Source organism: Marinobacterium marinum (genome assembly GCF_013868415.1).
Lineage (GTDB): Bacteria > Pseudomonadota > Gammaproteobacteria > Pseudomonadales > Balneatricaceae > Marinobacterium > Marinobacterium marinum.
Genome location: NZ_JACEMT010000050.1, coordinates 96524 through 113022, shown reverse-complemented (window position 1 = coordinate 113022; position 16499 = coordinate 96524). Strand labels below are relative to the sequence as shown.

The 16499-nt window shown below is 57.6% G+C and carries 13 protein-coding genes, 1 CRISPR repeat array and 1 riboswitch; of the genes, 8 read left to right on the top strand and 5 right to left on the bottom strand.

Annotated features, from left to right (window positions below; genetic code table 11):
• Positions 1-7: 7 nt before the first annotated feature.
• Positions 8-2075: direct repeats of the CRISPR family, unit length 28 nt; unit sequence GTTCGCTGCCGCACAGGCAGCTGAGAAA.
• Positions 2076-2187: 112 nt separating this feature from the next.
• Both H1S06_RS10770 and H1S06_RS10765 read left to right on the top strand, forming a co-directional pair.
• On the top strand, positions 2188-3159 hold the full coding sequence (locus tag H1S06_RS10770) for a ribonuclease Z (RefSeq protein WP_181740016.1): 972 nt from the start codon (positions 2188-2190) through the stop codon (positions 3157-3159).
• 86 nt (positions 3160-3245) lie between these two features.
• A complete protein-coding gene (locus H1S06_RS10765; protein ID WP_328515333.1) occupies positions 3246-4463 on the top strand; it encodes an MFS transporter in 1218 nt (405 codons plus the stop codon).
• 19 nt (positions 4464-4482) lie between these two features.
• On the opposite strand, the gene H1S06_RS10760 is transcribed toward H1S06_RS10765, so the two are convergent.
• Genes H1S06_RS10760 through H1S06_RS10750 form a run of 3 tightly spaced genes read right to left on the bottom strand, consistent with a single transcriptional unit; the run spans position 4483 to position 7807 of the window.
• Positions 4483-5490, bottom strand: coding sequence for an alpha-L-glutamate ligase-like protein (locus H1S06_RS10760; RefSeq protein ID WP_181740014.1), 1008 nt, complete (start codon positions 5488-5490; stop codon positions 4483-4485).
• The gene (locus H1S06_RS10755; RefSeq protein WP_181740012.1) at positions 5490-7010 is read right to left on the bottom strand and encodes an inactive transglutaminase family protein; all 1521 of its coding nucleotides are present in this window, start codon (positions 7008-7010) and stop codon (positions 5490-5492) included. Before H1S06_RS10755 ends, H1S06_RS10760 begins: the two co-directional genes overlap by 1 nt.
• Positions 7007-7807, bottom strand: a complete 801-nt coding sequence (locus H1S06_RS10750) for an ATP-dependent zinc protease family protein (RefSeq protein WP_181740010.1) — start codon at positions 7805-7807, stop codon at positions 7007-7009. Before H1S06_RS10750 ends, H1S06_RS10755 begins: the two co-directional genes overlap by 4 nt.
• 250 nt (positions 7808-8057) lie before the next feature.
• Positions 8058-8142, bottom strand: a riboswitch (cyclic di-GMP riboswitch).
• A gap of 754 nt (positions 8143-8896) precedes the next feature.
• On the opposite strand from H1S06_RS10750, the gene H1S06_RS10745 reads away from it, so the two are divergent.
• Positions 8897-10105, top strand: a complete 1209-nt coding sequence (locus H1S06_RS10745) for an OprD family outer membrane porin (protein ID WP_181740008.1) — start codon at positions 8897-8899, stop codon at positions 10103-10105.
• Positions 10106-10150: 45 nt separating this feature from the next.
• Here H1S06_RS10745 and H1S06_RS10740 read toward each other — a convergent pair whose 3' ends face one another.
• On the bottom strand, positions 10151-10675 hold the full coding sequence (locus tag H1S06_RS10740) for a helix-turn-helix transcriptional regulator (RefSeq protein ID WP_181740006.1): 525 nt from the start codon (positions 10673-10675) through the stop codon (positions 10151-10153).
• A 216-nt stretch (positions 10676-10891) separates the two neighbouring features.
• On the opposite strand from H1S06_RS10740, the gene H1S06_RS10735 reads away from it, so the two are divergent.
• Positions 10892-11518, top strand: coding sequence for a heme-binding beta-barrel domain-containing protein (locus H1S06_RS10735; protein ID WP_181740004.1), 627 nt, complete (start codon positions 10892-10894; stop codon positions 11516-11518).
• A 116-nt stretch (positions 11519-11634) separates the two neighbouring features.
• Here the strand turns inward: H1S06_RS10735 and H1S06_RS10730 are convergent, their stop codons facing one another.
• On the bottom strand, positions 11635-12792 hold the full coding sequence (locus tag H1S06_RS10730; RefSeq protein ID WP_181740002.1) for a MalY/PatB family protein: 1158 nt from the start codon (positions 12790-12792) through the stop codon (positions 11635-11637).
• A 152-nt stretch (positions 12793-12944) separates the two neighbouring features.
• On the opposite strand from H1S06_RS10730, the gene H1S06_RS10725 reads away from it, so the two are divergent.
• From H1S06_RS10725 to H1S06_RS10710, 4 genes are read left to right on the top strand one after another with little or no spacing between them, the layout of a single operon-like run.
• Positions 12945-14489 carry a 2-isopropylmalate synthase gene (locus H1S06_RS10725; protein ID WP_181740000.1) on the top strand — a complete coding sequence of 515 codons (1545 nt, stop codon included), beginning with the start codon at positions 12945-12947 and terminating at the stop codon, positions 14487-14489.
• 9 nt (positions 14490-14498) lie between these two features.
• Positions 14499-15350, top strand: a complete 852-nt coding sequence (locus H1S06_RS10720; protein WP_181739998.1) for a uracil-DNA glycosylase family protein — start codon at positions 14499-14501, stop codon at positions 15348-15350.
• Positions 15343-15789 carry a ribosomal protein S18-alanine N-acetyltransferase gene (gene rimI, locus H1S06_RS10715; RefSeq protein WP_181739996.1) on the top strand — a complete coding sequence of 149 codons (447 nt, stop codon included), beginning with the start codon at positions 15343-15345 and terminating at the stop codon, positions 15787-15789. Before H1S06_RS10720 ends, rimI begins: the two co-directional genes overlap by 8 nt.
• 30 nt (positions 15790-15819) lie before the next feature.
• Positions 15820-16488, top strand: coding sequence for an energy-coupling factor ABC transporter permease (locus tag H1S06_RS10710; RefSeq protein WP_181739994.1), 669 nt, complete (start codon positions 15820-15822; stop codon positions 16486-16488).
• Positions 16489-16499: the final 11 nt, after the last annotated feature.

Sequence of the window (16499 nt, the reverse complement as noted above, 5' to 3'; positions counted from 1 at the left end):
GCGACTTGTTCGCTGCCGCACAGGCAGCTGAGAAACAGCCCAGTTCGAACAGGTGGCTAACGCCCTCGTTCGCTGCCGCACAGGCAGCTGAGAAAATCGCAAGCGCAGACTCGGCGGCGTCCTGTCCGTTCGCTGCCGCACAGGCAGCTGAGAAAGCGCTCTACACTGCTGATCGTCAGGCTGGCACGTTCGCTGCCGCACAGGCAGCTGAGAAAGGACAGCTGCGCGTCGTATGTATTGTCGCGGTGTTCGCTGCCGCACAGGCAGCTGAGAAACATCTGGCACAGCATTGATCACCGTGCCGTCCGTTCGCTGCCGCACAGGCAGCTGAGAAATGTAGATAAGTACGCCGGGTGGGAGTGGTTGGGTTCGCTGCCGCACAGGCAGCTGAGAAATATTGAGGCGGTCGCATTTTTCGAGAATACAAGTTCGCTGCCGCACAGGCAGCTGAGAAAAATCTTGAGGCGCAGTGCCCTCTGCACCACGCGTTCGCTGCCGCACAGGCAGCTGAGAAAATCGGGTCGGTGCTGTTGGCGATCTTGTCTTTGTTCGCTGCCGCACAGGCAGCTGAGAAACGGTAGCAAAGCTTGCGGCGGTGTTCCGACAGGTTCGCTGCCGCACAGGCAGCTGAGAAAGGACAGCAGTTTTTCCATGACTGCATTCATGCGTTCGCTGCCGCACAGGCAGCTGAGAAAACCGTCAACCCGGATATCGGCATGTGCCGCTAGTTCGCTGCCGCACAGGCAGCTGAGAAAATCATCACCACCCAGCTCCGACACTATACCGTGTTCGCTGCCGCACAGGCAGCTGAGAAAAACCTGAACGCAAGCGAGCTGAAGTCTGGGACGTTCGCTGCCGCACAGGCAGCTGAGAAACGCATGGTCGTTTTTGTCTCCCAGCGCCTGCTGTTCGCTGCCGCACAGGCAGCTGAGAAAGGTCTGCTGCTGAGCCGAGAAGATGCGGAAGGGTTCGCTGCCGCACAGGCAGCTGAGAAAAGCCGGGCAGTTAGTAACTTTTTGACCTGACGGTTCGCTGCCGCACAGGCAGCTGAGAAAGCTATGCTTTCGCGGCAGCCCTGTTTCTTCGAGTTCGCTGCCGCACAGGCAGCTGAGAAAAATTGGCGCGAAGGCGTCCCTTTAGTTTTCTTGTTCGCTGCCGCACAGGCAGCTGAGAAAAGATCGCCCCACACCTTGCGGATACGGGACACGTTCGCTGCCGCACAGGCAGCTGAGAAAAACTCTCGCTCTGCACGGGCTGCATCACGTGCGTTCGCTGCCGCACAGGCAGCTGAGAAACGGAAACATCGACTTGGTGTCTATGCTCAGCAAGTTCGCTGCCGCACAGGCAGCTGAGAAAACAATGCTGATCGCTCTGCGCCGTCATGCTTGTTCGCTGCCGCACAGGCAGCTGAGAAATGCAAGAAGCGGTAAAATTGGCTCCGGTGACAGTTCGCTGCCGCACAGGCAGCTGAGAAAGTAATCGTCGCGTTCTCCTGCTGGAAGATGACGTTCGCTGCCGCACAGGCAGCTGAGAAAAGAAGATGAATCGCCACCATCACCATACTCCTGTTCGCTGCCGCACAGGCAGCTGAGAAAGCCCTGGCTGAGTCCATCAGCTCTGTCGCACTGTTCGCTGCCGCACAGGCAGCTGAGAAAGGATAGTGCAAACAAAGGGTCAGGTCGTCGGAGTTCGCTGCCGCACAGGCAGCTGAGAAATGGCTGACACTCTGGCACGAGCAATGCAGGCCGTTCGCTGCCGCACAGGCAGCTGAGAAAGGATTGGGATGCGGGTTTTTATTGGTGCTCCAGTTCGCTGCCGCACAGGCAGCTGAGAAAAGGTGGGCAATCCGCTGGATCAGCGTCGGCTCGTTCGCTGCCGCACAGGCAGCTGAGAAAACTGGCCGTGAGCCCACATGAAGTCTTGCAATGTTCGCTGCCGCACAGGCAGCTGAGAAATCCTGCATCTTCGACAGTCGCGCCTGCAATGCGTTCGTTGCCGCACAGGCAGCTGAGAAACAGGGCTGCGGCCATCAACCAGCACCGCCTGAGTTCGCTGCCGCACAGGCAGCTGAGAAACGCAGAGACCTGAATTACTCCCAAAATGCTCTGTCCGCTGCCGCACAGGCAGTTTTCTACTGCTGTGGATAAATGTTATGTGTACTGGTGAATTTTATAGTGAGTTATAAAAATGAAAATCACCCTCTTGGGTACCTCTTCAGGTACGCCGACGCGACAACGAAATGTCAGTGCTACTGCTGTGCAGCCGGAGAGGGGGAAGGCTTGGGTGCTGGTTGACTGTGGTGAGGCGACGCAGCATCAGTTGTTGCGCACGGGACTGTCTCTGCTTCAGCTGAAAGTCATTCTGATTACCCATGTACATGGTGATCATTGCTATGGCTTGCCGGGGGTGCTGGCATCCTGTCAGTTGAATGGTCGTACGGCACCGTTGACACTGGTGGGGCCTGCCGCCGTGTGGCGTTATATACAGGCCGTGATTGAGCTGACAGAGTTGCACCTTGAATATCCGCTGGAATTTGTCGAGGTATCGGATCAATTACAGCTGCCATGCGGGCCGTTTGATATTACGGCAGCCGTCCTGAGTCACCGAACCGAGTGCTGGGGGTATCGCCTGGAAGAGGTGGCGGTTACTCGGCGTTTGGACACGGTGCGCCTCAATGCAGAGGGAATAGAACCTTCCGCTTGCTATAGTCGCCTGTACAGGGGAGAGCGAGTGCGTTTGGGCGATGGGCGTGAACTGGAGGGACGGGACTATTGGATGCCTGCGCATGCGGCACGGGCGGTGGTGGTGGCCGGAGACAATGATCGCCCCGAGTTGTTGGCAGAGGCATGTTGCGGTGTGCAGTTGCTGGTACATGAGGCAACTTATACCGAAGCTGTATTGCAGCGTGTGGGGCCAGGACCAGGGCACAGTTGTGCGGCCCAAGTCGCACGTTTTGCCGAGACGCAGGGCCTGCCTGCTTTGCTGCTGACACATTTCAGTCCGCGTTATCTTTTACATCCGAAACGTCCGAAAGACCTGTCAATTGAATCCTTGCGCGATGAGGCCGAGCAGTATTATTCCGGCCGGCTGCATCTGGGGCAGGACTTTGACACCTATTCGATAGCGCGTAATGGTGAGGTTTCCAAACTGCCGGAGTGAGTTTTTCGGCGGCTTCCAATGTTGGGTGGGGGTTTTGGCTTGGTGGTCGTAGAATGGATCTTTTTGGGCAGCACAAGGATAGCCAGGTGAGTGTAACCGAATTCAGGCGTGGGGGTGTCGCCCCGGAAGTGGTTGTTATGCTGGCGGGTATTGTCGCCGCGTTACATATCGGGAAATTGCCTCCGGCCATTCCGGTGTTACAGGCAGAATTGGGCGTGAGCCTGGTGCAGGCCGGATTTCTGCTGTCTTTGGTACAGCTGGCCGGAATGCTGGGCGGGGCGCTCATTGGTGTGCTGGCGGATAGTGTTGGATTGAAACGCAGTATTGTGACGGGCCTGGCGGTGCTGACGTTGACCAGTATGCTGGGTGGGCTGGCCGACTCAGCGGCCGCATTGTTGGTGCTGCGTGCACTAGAGGGAGGCGGTTTTCTGCTGGTGACTCTGTCGGGGCCTGGGTTGATTCGGCAGCTGGTGATGCCTGAAAAATTGAGCCTGAGGTTGGGCTGGTGGGGTTGTTACATGGGCTTTGGCACCGGTGGTGGACTCTTGGTCGGGCCCTGGCTGATCCAGCAGCTCGGTTGGCAGGGATGGTGGTGGCTCTGTGCGGTTATCACGGCGCTAATGCTGGTCTGGGTCGGGCTGTCGGTACCCGTGCTGTCGCAGGGAGATCGCATGCATGGCGGGTCGCCGTTGTCGGGGTTAAGGGTGCTGCTAAGTCGTTTGGCGTTAACTCTGAGCAGCCCCGGTCCCTGGCTGGTCGCGTTGATCTTCGCGGCCTATTCGGGGCAGTGGTTATCGGTGATTGGTTTTTTGCCCTCCATTTATACGGAAGCAGGATTGGATGGGGCGCTGGTTGGGGTATTGACTGCGATTGCGGCTGCGGCGAATGTGATCGGCAATGTGATGTCGGGGCGTTTGCTGCATGCCGGTGTTGGCGTACGGCAGTTGTTGTATAGCGGTTTTGCCGTGATGACGCTGACGACCTGGGTCGCGTTTTCAAACTGGACGGTTGCAATGCCCTGGCTGCGTTATGTTGCCGTGGTGATTTTTTCTGCGGTGGGAGGCATCATCCCCGGTGTGCTGTTTTCTCTTGCGGTGCGCTTGGCGCCAGACAGTAGCGTGATTTCGACAGCAGTGGGGTGGATGTTGCAGCTGTCGGCTTTGGGACAGTTGGTGACTCCGCCCATGATCGGGGCTCTGGCCGCGTGGGCCGGTGGGTGGCAGTTGACCTGGCTGGCAACGGGTTGCCTGTCGGTACTGGGTGCGTTGCTGGTGACACGCGTGGCTCGACTGCTCCAGTCCTGAGGACTGGAGCGACCGCAGATCAGCAGGCCTGAAAGGCGGGTTCCAGAACGGGGGTGGTGCGTTGTGGAGCGGGTATGTTCTCGGCACCAGCCTGCACCATGGCCCAGTGTACGCGCTCTTCCGGGGTCAGATGGGCTCGTTTCAGCGCTTCAACGGCCTTGAGCCTGGGGAGAAGTCCTTGGCCGTTGGCGATTTGAATGGCCAGTCCGGGACGGGCGTTGAGCTCCAGCAGCAGGGGGCCGTACTGTTCATCCACGACCAGGTCTACGCCCATATAGCCCAGCCCGGTGGCTTCATAGCAGCGGCTGGCCATGTTCAGCAGGTAGTGCCAGTTGTCGATACGGATATCGGCGAGATTAAGGCCATTGTCGGGGTGCTGTTCCAGTGGGCGGTCGAATTGCACCGCATTCAGGGCCTGGCCGTTGGCCAGGTTGAGGCCGACGCCCACGGCTCCCTGATGCAGGTTGGCCTTGCCGTCCGAGGCATGGGTGGCCAGTCGCAGCATGGCCATGACCGGGTAGCCTTTGAAGACCACGATGCGGATGTCGGGCACACCTTCATGCGAATAGCGGGCCAGCCGTGGGTCGCAGCGTACCAGGTCTTCAATGACGGCAACATCCGGTGAACCGCCCAGTGAATACAGGCCGGCCAGGATGTTGGACAGGTGGCGTTCAATCTCCTCCAGGCTGACCTTGCTGCCCGACGGCTTGATAAAACTGTCGCCCTCACGCCCCGTGATCACGAGGATGCCTTTGCCGCCTGAGCCCTTGGCGGGCTTGATGGCAAAGCCGTCCAGGTTGGCGACCCTTTCCCGAAAACGACCGATTTGGTGTTGTTCGCTGACAACCTGTAGCAATTTGGGGCTGGCGACTTCGTACTCCTCGACGACCAGTTTGGTTTTCAACTTGTTGTCGACCAGTGGGTAAGCGCGGCGGTCGTTGTAGCGGGCGATATAGTCGATGTTGCGCTTGTTCATGCTGAGCATGCCCAGTTGGTTCAAGTCGCGTGGACGTATCCAGTCGAACATCACTGATACCTCTTCATGGGGGCAAAGCGGCGCAGCTCGGTGAGCTTGTAGCCGGTGTATTGGCCCAGCAGGAGAATGATGCCCAGAACGACCAGGTGCAACTCCGGAAAGTTGAAGCTGATGTGTTCGGCCAGCGGGGCACGCATGACCAGGTAGGCGAGTACGGCCACGGTGAGGCTGCCGGCACCTTGGATCAGCACTTCATGGGCACCTTCTTCTTCCCACAGGATCGACATGCGTTCAATGGTCCAGGCCAGAATGACCATTGGGAAAAAGGTAACGGTCATGCCGGTACTGAAACCCATCTGGTACCCGATAATGCTGATGCCGGCGGTAATGAACAGCACCAGAATGATCAGGGCCGAGATCCTCGAAACCAGCAACAGGTTAAGGCTGGAGAGGTAACCGCGCATCAGCAGTCCCAGAGTGACAACGCTGATGAAGGCCGCGAGTCCGGGCAACAGCGAGGTTTGTACGAAGGCCACGGCAATCAGGACTGGCATAAAGGTGCCTGATGTCTTGATACCGACCAGAATGCGCATCAGACAGACGACCAATGCACCGAAGGGCAGCAGCAGCAGCATGCGGAACATGCCCTGCTGCTCAACGGGCAGCTGGTAGAGGCTGAGTGCGCCAAAGGCACGTTCATTGGCTTCGGCACGGACGATCTGCAATGCCGGAACCGTTTGACGCAGCATGGAAAAGCGTACGACAGAGTTGCTGCCACCGGTGACATCCAGTAAGGAGCCCACAGCCTGTCGCCACAGGAGTACATCGGCTGGAACGCCCTGAGTGCCGGTACGCGGGTTGAATGTCAGCCAGCGATCACCGTCATAAATCTGGAGCCAGGGCTGCAGGCTTTGCTGACGACGCGCATCTTCCAGCTGGAGGCCGTCGGCAATGCGTGCCGGAATGCCGGCAAAATTGAGGAGCTGATACAGGGTCGTGGCCGGGGCGGCATTGCCGAGTAACAGGCGTGTGTTCTGATCGGGTGTGGAGCTGTTCAGCAGTGCAATCAGTTCTCGGGTCAGACTGCTGGCATCACTGGAACGTGCCTTGGCCTGTTCCAGCAGCGCCTGTGCGGCAGTGGCATCGGGCTCTTCCAGAAAAACCTCGGCCGGTTTGACGGGACCCGGAGCCAACAGGGGCTCACTGGCATACTGATCGGGGATCAGACGTGTTTTGAAATACAGGGTTTGCGGGCCGGACGCTTCACGGATGCTCCATTCGGCACGGCGGTTACCCTGGTGTTCGGTAATGGCATACCCATAGCCGGGCGAAGCCGCCTGTTCGGTCAGGGTATAAAAACCGGGTGGCTGATCGGGGATATTCAGATTGACACTGACCGGGTCCCCCCAGGCTTGAAAGTCGATACGGGCTTCCACCAGCCAGACGGGCTGCTGCTCGCCCGGCAGCCAGGGGACGCCCATCTGGACATGACGCAAAACGGCCAGCAGCAGGCCAGCCGCAATCAGCAGCAGAGTGGCCAGGTAAAACGGAGTTTTGGAATGCTGGGTCAAGGTTTTTCTCCTGTAGCCTCAGGCCGGGTCAGGGTATCGGGCAGTGTGGTAACGTATTCCCGGCCCACGTCGATCAGCATGACATCGCGCAGAATATTGCGGCCGATCAGTACAGGATAGGTCAGGTGGCTGCGATCGCTGAGTGTAAACTCGGCACTTTGGCGATGGTCGCCAATGATAAAGGGGAGCTCTACTACGGGGCGGCGTTCAGCATCTTCCGTATTGGCCTGGATGATTTTGGCATTACGCGATAACTCTCGCTCGACCGTGACATTGTCACCGGATTGTGGGTCCTTGAGCTCAAAACGCACCCAGTTTTCGCCATCGCGTTCAAAGCGCTGGATATTGCTGGCGTGGATGGAAGAGGTGGTAGCACCGCTGTCGATGCGGGCTTCCAAGGTCAGGCCGGGCACGGCAAGGTGGAGTTTTTCGACTTCACCCACCACCAGTTTGCCCTGATAACGGCCCGAGATGTCCGGCGGACTCTGGATGGCGGTGGTCTGCAGAATGCGGTTACGCGCGGGTTCCAGCTTGTCCAGTTTCCGGCTTTGCTCCTGGAGTGCATTACGCAGTTCCTGGCGCTGGAAGTGCTGGGCCTGGCTCAGGGAGTCAAACTGCTGTTGATTGACGGCAGTCAGAGTATCCAGTCGGCTCTGCTGCTGATGCAGTTGTTGGTTCAGTTGATCGAGTTCAGCACGTTCAAGAAACAGGTAGCGATCATGACTGCAGGCTGTGCTGAGGCCTGCCAGCACCAGTACGAGGAACGGGCGAAGCCGCTTGAGGGAGCGTTTATGCATTACAAGTCTCCATAGCGCAGAATCCCGGCATGGTTGCGTCCACGGGAGGGAATTGATCATGTGTGGATGTTGCCGTTTATCGGCTGAACAGATGATGAAACAGGCGGGTATTATAGCGGCTGAGGCCGGTCTGCGTGGAGGTGGCGAAGGGAAAATTACCGGGGCTGGATCAAAAAAATATCTGCGCAGGGTGCAGATGAGCACCGCTACGCAGATACCTGCATCGGCTGATACAGGAGCGAATCTCTCCTTCGGTAACCCGGCAGCCGTTTCCATTATGGGCCCTGAGCTTTGCGTCAACCGGATGTCGCATTCGGTTGTTGCCTTTTCGAGAGAGACTCTTCGCTGGAAAGTGGTAAGCCTGACATCAGGGCCAAGCTCGAGAACATCTTAGCAACATTCCCGCGCCCATGCCAAACAGAGAGTTGCGATTAATTAAACAAAATTCAAAATTGGTCATCATACAGTGACGGTTTTTTAATGGTTTGGCGTGAGTAAGTGTTGCCATTTGACAGAAGACAGGGAGCCGCAACGAGAAAGCCAGAGGGCCTCAGATTTCGAGGGTTGTGCTACTGCGGGTGGTTATTCGCCTGCGCTCCGTCTGTCGCCGGACCGTTTACAGTGTCACTATGGTTCAGGAGAATTTGAATTATTATTTCGTTAAATTCAGTTTTGTGAAATTTTATTTCAAATAGTACGCGTTTGAACTGAAAAATTCGAAGCACCTTTCATTGAGAGCGGGGTAGACTGCTTTCTGTTCCATTTATTGTTGCGTAGTGAATACATCTGGACCGCTATAACAAGAACAAGTGATGCCGAGGTACAGCATGAATCGCAAGCGAGCGTTGTCTCCCCATTTCCCCTCCTGTGCCCCATCCCGACTCGGGATGTGTCTTGCTGCCCATGCGGCTCATCGGTGGCGCTGTTCAAGGCGGTCATGCTTGGCCCGGCAGATAGTGCCGGCATAACGGCGTGACAAGCACCCGGTAACACAATGCGGCATGACTTCTTCGGTACCCGTTTCCCCATCGAGGGAGCTGTGCCTGTATCCATAACCATTCATCTTGTATGGGGGAAACAGGAGCGTTTATGAAAATAAAAACACTGGCGCTGGCTGTTGCAGCCGCAAGTGCCCTTTCGGCCACACCCGTCACGGCAGCGAATTCCGATAACGAGCTGCAGATCAATCTGGGGTTGCGTACCTTCTATATGAACCGTGACTTCGATGCCGGGATTCCCGACACCATCGCGGGGGGGCAGGCGTTCCGTCTGGAAGTGCTGTCGCCCTACTGGAATGACATGATTGGGGTCGATGTTTCGGCGGTTCACGTCGCCAAGCTGGTGGGGGACAAAACGCTCAATTCGTCCGATGTCCTGACTCCGGAAGGGGATGGCTACACCAAGCTTGAGCAGGCCTACCTGAAGCTGCGTCCAATCGAACAGGCGGAATTGAAAATAGGTCGCATGATCCTGATGACGCCGCTGTTGAACGATATTACTTCGCGTATTTCCGCGCCCAGCACTCAGGGCGCCTATGCCGAAGCGACGCTGGGCAGTGGCAAGCTGTATGCGATTTATTCCGACCGTGCGTCCATGAATAACAGCGAGAAGTTCGAAAAATACCGGGCCAAGGGCCAAACCTATGACATCAAGTCATTGGGGGCAACCTATGCGTTTGATAACGGGCTGAGCACTCAGCTGCAGTATGCGGTAGCTGATGACTATCAGGAGCAATGGTACCTGAATGCCAATTACTCGACTCAGCTGGCCGGACAGGATCTGATGTTGGACGTGACGCACATGAGGGGTGAAGCGGATGGCAATCTGTATGCCAACCCCGATTATGACAGCCATCTGACCGGTTTGACGGGGCGTCTGTCCACGGGCAATTGGGCGTATACGCTGGCCTATCAGGCGATAGGCGGCAGTGATGGCTATGACCAGCAGTGGGGCGGGGCCGACAACACCCAGTTCTTTACCTGGGGAGCGGTCCAGTTGCTGGACTTCAATGCGAAGGATGAGCAATCCCTGCAGGTACGTGTCGACTATGACGTGCCATCCGTGCCCGGACTGCACCTGATGGCACGTCATACGGAGTCCTGGGATATCGATTACCTGGGTGAAGATGATGGCGAGCGGCGCGAAACCAATTTTGATGCCAAGTACACCCTGCAGAGCGGGGCCGCCAAGGGGCTGGACCTGCGGCTGCGGGTGGCGCATGCCAATGGCGATGATGCCGTTGTGCCGCGTATCAATGATGTTCGCCTGATCGCGGAATACAACACCAACCTGCTCTAAGTTGCGGAGCTGAAACACCGCCCCCGGTTCTCGTGACCGGGGGCGTCAGGTTTCCGGCTTTTCAGGCGAAATGAGTCCTTCCATGAACCAGGCAATAAAATCCGGCTTCCCGGTTGTACCGGATTTCCGGTAGACGCTGGTGAGCTGGTTGCGCACGGTTTTCTCGGATGCGTTGCGCAGTCCGGCAATTTCTTTCGCGTTAAACCCTTTCAGAGTAAAAAAGGCCACTTCTGCTTCGCTGTCGGTGAAGGCCCAGTCCGCAAACTGTTTCCAGATTTCTTCCCCAAAGGTGCGTTTGGCAACCGCCAGTTTCAGTGACGCCTTGGCCGATCGGTCCATTACGTCCGTCAACTCATGCCGCAGCTCGGTATTGTGCCGTGCCTGCATACGGGTATTGATAAACAGGGCCAGCAGCATGGCCAGAGCCAATATTCCGATCAGGCATTCCAGCAGCACATGAAGGTGGCTGGCCCCCTGTTTGATATCAAAAAAAACGTCGGAAATGCTGGTGACAATTATCAGAATAAAGAATGTTCTGACCCAAAGGATAAACTTCCTGTCGTTGATCATGTTTCCGTACCTTGCCCCGGTTCAGTCCTGATATGGCTATGGGTCATGCGACCCAGAGGCCCCTTAAAAGTTCATTTTCGGGATCATGGGACAAGGCTCCCATAGTCTCCTTCTGCCGTGCGCTCTAGCATCCTCCAGACTTTCCCGATCGTCAGGCGTGATGCCTCGGGGGACTTGTTTAATCAGCCTTAAAGTGTGAACAGTGGTGGATGATCAATGAAAAAAACGGACCGTATATTTGCATGTGTTGCCGCTTCTCTTTCCCTGTTATGGCCGGTCGCGAATCACGCTGTGGCTGCGGAGATGGATCTTGGACCGTTGGAGCCGTTAATAGGCACCTGGAAAACTGAAGCATCTGGCGTGGATGTCGCTCCCGGCAAGGAAGGGTCTGCCGTTGGCAAGGGAGTCTCGGCGGTTGAACCCTTTTATGAAATCAGGACGTTTGAAGCGGTTGCCGATGCGGTGAATGCCAGCAGCCAGAATCTGGTGGCGGTGTATTACAAGCAGGAGGTCTTTCGCGAAAAGGATGATGTGAAGTTCCACGATCAGCGTGGCTATCTGATCTACGACAAGGAAAATCAGATGGTATACAACACGTTCTGCATCCCTAGAGCGGCTTGTGTGGTTGCCGAGGGTGAGGCTGCCGCGAAAATGACCCTGACGTCTGCGCCGCGAGGAGTGGCCGAATCGTCGTTCATGACCGAGAATGCGACGACCGAGTCATTCTCCATGACCATGGATATTGGCGAGAATACGCTGACCTATTCGCAAAATACGCAGTTGAATATCTACGGTCAGGCCTTTCCACATACGGACAGCGCGACCTTGAAAAAGGTGCTGTGACTGCTCCGGCATCGGATCCGGTTGCCGCCTGAGCAGGTTTATGAACGGGCGCATTTTTCGCTACGGGGGCCGGTATGGCCCCTGTTGTCGTTTGCAGCCGCTCAGGTCGAAGATGATCAGGCCGGCAACTCGGTCAAGATAGCTCTTCTGATCCGCTCAACCGCCTGCTCCAGCAGGGCTCTGGGGCAACCAAAGTTCAATCGCATGAAGCGGTCATCACCAAAATCACGGCCTGGCGACATGCCGACCCCGGCCTGTTCGAAAAAGAGCGGTGGATTGTTCAGGCAGGCACCGGAAACGTCAATCCAGGCCAGATAGGTTGCTTCGATCGGGTCCAGCTTCAGGCCGGGGATGGCGTTGATGGCGGCTACCAGATAATCGCGATTGGCGCGCAGGTAATCGAGCTGACTGCGATTCCATTCATTGCCGTCGCGGTAGGCGGCGAGGGCGGCGGTATAGCCCAGCAGGTTGACATCGGGAACGATGCCCTTGCGGACGCGCTGAAAACGCTGCCGCAGTTCCGGGTTTTGAATAATGGCGAAAGAGCAGCCGAGACCGGCAATGTTATAGGTTTTGCTGGGCGCCATCAGGGTAATGGTGCGTGCTGCGATGGCTTCGCTCAGCGAGGCGATCGGGGTGTGGACCAGACCGGGTTCGAGGATCAGGTCGCAATGGATTTCGTCCGAGCAGATGATCAGGTCATGTCTGACCACAATATCGGCCAGCGCTTCAAGTTCTTCGCGACGGTACAGGGTACCGCCGGGGTTGTGGGGGTTGCAGAACAGCAGCAGTCGCGTATCGGGTGTAATGGCGGCTTCCAGTGCTGCAAGGTCGAGCAGGGTGCGGTTGTTTTGGTTGCGAGTGAGCGGTACCTTGATCAGGGTGCGCTCGGACAGGCGCGGCGCGGACATGAATGGCGGATATACCGGTGCCGGGGTGATTACGGCGGAGTTGTTGTCGCCGACGCTGCGGCAGGCCAGATTTAACCCGCACACCAGGCCAGGTAGCCAGACCAGATCGTTTACCTCGATCGGCCAGTCATATAGTGCCTGCATGCGCTCGATGACCAGCCGGTTCAGTTCGGGGGGCGTACAGGTGTAGCCGAAGACGCCGTGATCGATACGTTGATGCAGTGCTTCGATCACGGGTTGGGGCGCCATGAAATCGGTATCCGCGACCCACATGGGGAGAATCTCGCGGTCGGCATATTTTTCCCATTTTTCACTGGATGTGGCGCGGCGATCGATCAGTTGGTCAAAACGGATAGCGTTCATCTCCTCGACTCCTTACTCGCGATAACATGTTGGGTATTGCGGCTTGATGATACAATAAGCCCATTTGTAGCTGCCGACCAATTGATCGATCCTCACGGCAGACTTATCCACATCCGGGCAGCTGGGGTCCGGACCCGACGGGAGTAGTGAGCATGAGCCGCAATGATGACCGCGTGATTATTTTCGATACCACCTTGCGTGACGGCGAACAGAGCCCGGGCGCGTCGATGACGCGTGATGAAAAGCTGCGTATCGCCAAGCAGTTGGAAAAGCTTCGTGTGGATGTGATCGAGGCGGGATTCGCGATTGCCAGTCCGGGCGACTTCGAATCGGTCAAAACCATTGCCGATACTATCAAGGACAGTACCGTATGCTCGCTTTCCCGTGCGCTGGATGCGGATATCGACCGTGCCGGTGAGGCGCTGCGCGGTGCCAACTCCGGTCGTATCCACACCTTTATCGCCACCTCGCCGATTCACATGCAGTACAAGTTGCAGATGGAACCGGATCAGGTCGTGGAAAACGCGGTACGCGCGGTTAAGCGTGCCCGTAATCTGATCGATGATGTGGAGTTTTCGCTGGAAGATGCCAGCCGCTCCGAACTGGACTTCATGTGCCGCATCATCGAGCAGGTGATCGATGCCGGTGCCCGCACCATCAACATCCCGGACACCGTCGGCTATGCCGTGCCCCAGGAGTACGGCAACACCATCGCTCAGCTGATCGCGCGCGTGCCCAACGCCGACAAGGCGATCTTCTCCGTGCACTGCCACAACGATCTGGGCCTGGCGGTGGCCAACTCGCTGGCGGCGGTCAATGCTGGTGCCCGTCAGGTGGAATGTACCATCAACGGCTTGGGTGAACGCGCCGGTAACGCCTCGCTGGAAGAGATCGTCATGGCGCTGCGCACCCGCGAAGACGTATTGGGCCTGAGCACCGGCATCGATACCACGCAGATCGTGCCGGCATCGCGTCTGGTGTCCAGCGTGACTGGTTTCCCGGTGCAGCCGAACAAGGCGATCGTGGGCGCCAACGCCTTCGCGCACGAGTCCGGCATTCACCAGGACGGCGTGCTCAAGCACCGCGAAACTTACGAAATCATGACCGCCGAGGATGTGGGCTGGAACACCAACCGCATGGTGCTGGGCAAGCTGTCCGGCCGCAACGCCTTCCGTACCCGCATGGAAGAGCTGGGCACCACTTTTGTGTCCGATGCCGAGCTGAATACGGCATTTTCCCGTTTCAAGGAGCTGGCGGACAAGAAGAGCGAAATCTTTGATGACGATCTGGTGGCGCTGGTCAGTGATGCCCGTGCTTCGGCCGATCACGAAAAATACCGCCTGAGCAGCCTGAATGTCACCTCACAGACCGGCGAGACACCGGTGGCCAGCCTGGTGGTGTCCGTGGACGGTGAAGAGCACTCGGTAGAGGCGTCTGGCAGCGGCCCCGTGGATGCGGCGTTCAAGGCGCTGGAACAACTGGCACATTCCGGTGCCAACCTGCAGCTGTACTCGGTGAACGCCATTACCAGTGGCACCGACTCTCAGGGTGAAGTGACCGTGCGATTGGAAAAGGCTGGTCGTATCGTGAATGGCCTGGGTGCCGATACGGATATTATCATCGCGTCTGCCAAGGCCTACATTCACGCCCTGAACATGCTGGATGCCAATATCCAGAAAGCGCATCCCCAGGTCTAAGAGCGTTCGATGTCGGTAGAGCTTCAGGAACAGCAGCGCCACCAGTGGCTGGACGCGATTGGCATTGATAGCTGGTTGCCCCGTCAGTCGCTGCCCGGTGCTGCGCCCTCACCCGCATGGGTGGCAGGGTTCACCTATCCGGAGGTAGAACCCTCCTGGCAGGCGGAAGCACCGGTCGAGGTGTCGGAGATGCCGGCCATGGCCGGAACACGCTCGGGCGGCAAGCGTATCGATACGGCGGCACTGCTGGCTCAGCCGTCGGCCTCGGCAGGACGTCCGCCCGAGACTGGGGTGTCCGAAATCACCAGGCCTGCCACTCAAGCTGTAGCCGCTGCCAGGCGTGTTGCGACTGCACGACCGGAACCGGCCCCGCGTTTCAAGCTGGCGTATCTGGTACGTGGTGATCTGCTGATTATTGATTCTCTGCCGCCGCACCAGGCGGAGGGGTTCAGTCGTCGTCATCGACGTTTGCTGCAGGGTATGACCAACGCCTTGGGTATGGCGACGACGGCAGAATTGTCGACGCCTTTCATGCTGCCCTGGCCCATGCTGGCCGGTAAAAATCTGGACCAGGGGCCGGAAGAGGCACGGCGGGCTGTTGCGCGCAAACTGAACAACACACTAGCCTTCAAACCCGAGATTTGCCGGGTGCTGCTGTTGGGCGAGGCGGCCTGTCATTGGGTGACTGATCAAGCCGAAGGTTTTGACGCTCTGCAGGGGCAGGTGTTGACGTTGAATGAGCGCTGCCAGGCCTTGGTGACATTGAGCCTGAGCGAGCTGCTGAGTCTCCCCGAGCGTAAAGCGGAAGCCTGGCGAGACTTGCAGCCGTTCAGGCGCACACCGAGGCCACACCATGACTGATATCTGTTCTCTGAATACCGCCGCTTTGTCCAGTGTGCAGACGCTCGATGAAAGCTGTTTTGCAGATGAGCCCTTTGCCTCGGCCTGGTGGCACAAGGCGGTTGATGAGCGGGGAGCTGCTGCCTGGCTGTGCTGGCGTGGTGAGCAACTGGCGGGTTACTGCCTGTTCAGTCGAGTACTGGATGAGGCTGAACTGTTGCGCGTCGCAACGGCACCGGCCGCACGCCGTCAGGGTGTTGGAATAGCGCTGTTGCAACACGCCGAGCAGGCGTTGCGGGCTGACGGGATCGAGCGTCTGTTGCTGGAGGTCAGGCAGTCCAACCGGTCGGCGCAGGCGCTGTACCAGAAGCTCGGCTGGCAGACGATTGCGCGGCGCAAGGATTATTATCCGCACCCGGACGGGTACGAGGATGCGTTGATTTATCAACGTACGTTGTGAAGTTCTATGTAGACTTGATTGAGTGAACCTGTGAGTCTGACTGAAGGATTGATCAGTGGTGGATGGCTCTGGGCTTCGGCCCTGTGCGCGGTATTGGCGCTGCTGCTGGCACTGAGATATGCCCCTTGGGGGGTGCTGATACGGGAGCGGCGGTTGCAGCATTTGCTGTTTGGCGCGACGGTCGCGTTGATGTCGATGTGGACGTTAAGGGCCGGGCTTTCGCCGGGACTGAGCATTCACTTTCTGGGTATGACAACGTTGACGCTAATGTTCGGCCTGGATCTGGCGATCATCTCGGGTACGCTGGCCATGCTGGGCATGACGCTGATCGGACAGGAAAGCTGGGATACCTTCAGTATCAACATACTCTGTTCGGTGGTTGTGCCGGCCCTGACCAGTTTGGGCGTGTTGCGTCTGGTGGAAGCGCGCCTGCCACACAATTTCTTTGTGTACCTGTTTCTGTGTGCCTTTTTCGGTGCCGGCATATCAACGGCCGTAGCCGGTCTGGTGATGGGCGTTCTGCTCTGGGCCGATGGTGTTTACAGCTGGACCCGGATCTATCTTGAGTATGTGCGTCTGTTGCCGCTGATCATGTTTCCGGAAGGCCTGCTCAACGGTATTATCATGACTGCCATGATGGTTTTCCATCCCGACTGGATCCGTACATTCGATGCCCGCCTTTATATCGATGAGCAGTAGCCAAACGAGGC

What these genes read in the sequence shown, in the direction of transcription:
- H1S06_RS10770 (WP_181740016.1), top strand. Translation starts at nt 2,188, where the DNA reads ATGAAAATCACCCTCTTGGGTACCTCTTCAGGTACGCCGACGCGACAA.
- H1S06_RS10760 (WP_181740014.1), bottom strand. Translation starts at nt 5,490, where the DNA reads ATGTTCGACTGGATACGTCCACGCGACTTGAACCAACTGGGCATGCTC.
- H1S06_RS10750 (WP_181740010.1), bottom strand. Translation starts at nt 7,807, where the DNA reads ATGCATAAACGCTCCCTCAAGCGGCTTCGCCCGTTCCTCGTACTGGTG.
- H1S06_RS10745 (WP_181740008.1), top strand. Translation starts at nt 8,897, where the DNA reads ATGAAAATAAAAACACTGGCGCTGGCTGTTGCAGCCGCAAGTGCCCTT.
- H1S06_RS10740 (WP_181740006.1), bottom strand. Translation starts at nt 10,675, where the DNA reads ATGATCAACGACAGGAAGTTTATCCTTTGGGTCAGAACATTCTTTATT.
- H1S06_RS10735 (WP_181740004.1), top strand. Translation starts at nt 10,892, where the DNA reads ATGAAAAAAACGGACCGTATATTTGCATGTGTTGCCGCTTCTCTTTCC.
- H1S06_RS10730 (WP_181740002.1), bottom strand. Translation starts at nt 12,792, where the DNA reads ATGAACGCTATCCGTTTTGACCAACTGATCGATCGCCGCGCCACATCC.
- H1S06_RS10725 (WP_181740000.1), top strand. Translation starts at nt 12,945, where the DNA reads ATGAGCCGCAATGATGACCGCGTGATTATTTTCGATACCACCTTGCGT.
- H1S06_RS10720 (WP_181739998.1), top strand. Translation starts at nt 14,499, where the DNA reads ATGTCGGTAGAGCTTCAGGAACAGCAGCGCCACCAGTGGCTGGACGCG.
- rimI (WP_181739996.1), top strand. Translation starts at nt 15,343, where the DNA reads ATGACTGATATCTGTTCTCTGAATACCGCCGCTTTGTCCAGTGTGCAG.